The sequence below is a fragment of the Gammaproteobacteria bacterium genome (genome assembly GCA_003696665.1).
Taxonomy (GTDB): Bacteria; Pseudomonadota; Gammaproteobacteria; order Enterobacterales.
The window spans coordinates 1-1298 of the sequence record RFGJ01000332.1 but is presented as its reverse complement, the minus strand read 5'-3'; the positions used below and the strand labels follow the sequence as shown (position 1 = coordinate 1298).

Annotated in this window: 4 protein-coding genes; all 4 read right to left on the bottom strand. The window is 54.9% G+C overall.

Annotated features, from left to right (window positions below; genetic code table 11):
• Positions 1 to 126, bottom strand: a 126-nt coding sequence (locus tag D6694_08665; protein RMH41619.1) for a ribbon-helix-helix protein, CopG family, incomplete at its 3' end; no start/stop codon positions are given.
• A 64-nt stretch (positions 127 to 190) separates the two neighbouring features.
• Positions 191 to 589 carry a hypothetical protein gene (locus D6694_08660; protein ID RMH41618.1) on the bottom strand — a complete coding sequence of 133 codons (399 nt, stop codon included), beginning with the start codon at positions 587 to 589 and terminating at the stop codon, positions 191 to 193.
• The gene (locus D6694_08655; protein ID RMH41617.1) at positions 586 to 1017 is read right to left on the bottom strand and encodes a hypothetical protein; all 432 of its coding nucleotides are present in this window, start codon (positions 1015 to 1017) and stop codon (positions 586 to 588) included. The genes D6694_08660 and D6694_08655 overlap by 4 nt, the downstream gene beginning before the upstream one ends.
• A 2-nt stretch (positions 1018 to 1019) precedes the next feature.
• Positions 1020 to 1298 (bottom strand): hypothetical protein (locus D6694_08650; protein RMH41616.1); only part of this gene is annotated, 279 nt, incomplete at its 5' end.

The following is a 1298-nucleotide window of genomic DNA, read 5'->3' as shown; positions in this document are numbered from 1 at the left end:
GAGGTAGAAGGCCGCCCGGCGCAGCAGTTCGCTGCGGGTTTCGCCGAGCTGCCTGGCGAGATCGTCAAGGGCGGCAAGGGTGTTGTCGTCAATCTTGAACGTGATCACTTTCTCTTTCTTTGCCATGTCGTGAAGTTGAAAAGCCCCGCACGCCGTGGGGCGTGGGGGCTGGGTCTGAAAAACGATGTTGCTACTTGTCGGCACCTTCCAGCTCGGCGAGTTGCTTCTGCAGCCGTTCGAGCTTCTTCTCAGGGGGCTCGAGGGCTTCGATTTGACGCTTCAGATCCTCAATGCGTTTCTGCGTTTCGCGCTCGGCGCGACGATGCAGTTCAGCCTTGACAAAGTCGATCCACTCAGATACAGTGTAACCGTTGTGGTCCAGCGCCTTTTGGCGAAAGACCGCAGGGACGTCGTCGAGTACCTCTTCGGCGCGCTTGGCGCGCTCATGCAGATAGAAGAGGATGCGGATCAGGTGGTCGGTTTCAATTTCGAGCAATGGCGTTTCGCGGTCGCGCGTCTTCCAGCGTAGCGACGCGAGGTCAATCAGCTTTACAGTCATGGTTACAAAAATTTTAAGGTGAAAAATCAAATTTGATTCTCAGGAATGAATTCGTACATCGGATCGGGTTTGATTCCGGCAACCCGCCGGATGCGGGCGATGGTTTCTTCGTTGTATGACTCTTTCGGGAACAAGAATGACCGATCATGTCCGCCGATCCACATTTCGAAGTGGTCGGCATGTTCGTTCACTTCGATGTGGCTGATAAATGGCAATTCTTCACTATTTTCAATCTTCTCAAGGAAAAAGCAAATCGGCTTCGGTTTTCCAGGAAAATGGATTTTGAGCCGGATGTCGGTTGGTCGATCCTCTTTCCTGTAATACCGTTCAAGAATCTTCGGGCGGCTTCGCGATCCCGTGCTCTTGGCGCACACCACCCCTTCTCGGGGCGTGTTGGTGCACGGGAACAGGGCTTCAATAATCGCCGCCCCGTGTGGGGTGATTTGAAATACAAGCATGGCTAAAAATTTGAGTGAACAATATCTTCTTCAATGTCTGCATACACGAACCACTCGCCGTCGGCGGCGTGGTCGCTGATGCGGATCTTTCTGCCGTCGCGCTCGAGATAGAGGCTGCCCTCGCGCGTGATGCGGGGTCGGTACCCTTCTTCGAGCAGCTTCTGCACGCGCTTGCGCAAATCACTGTTGCGCAGTTCGTTGCGCGCATGGCGGAAGCACATCGACAGCAGTTTCTCGATCTCTCGCTTGTATCGCTCGCCGCGGCAGGGGAACAGCGCCCG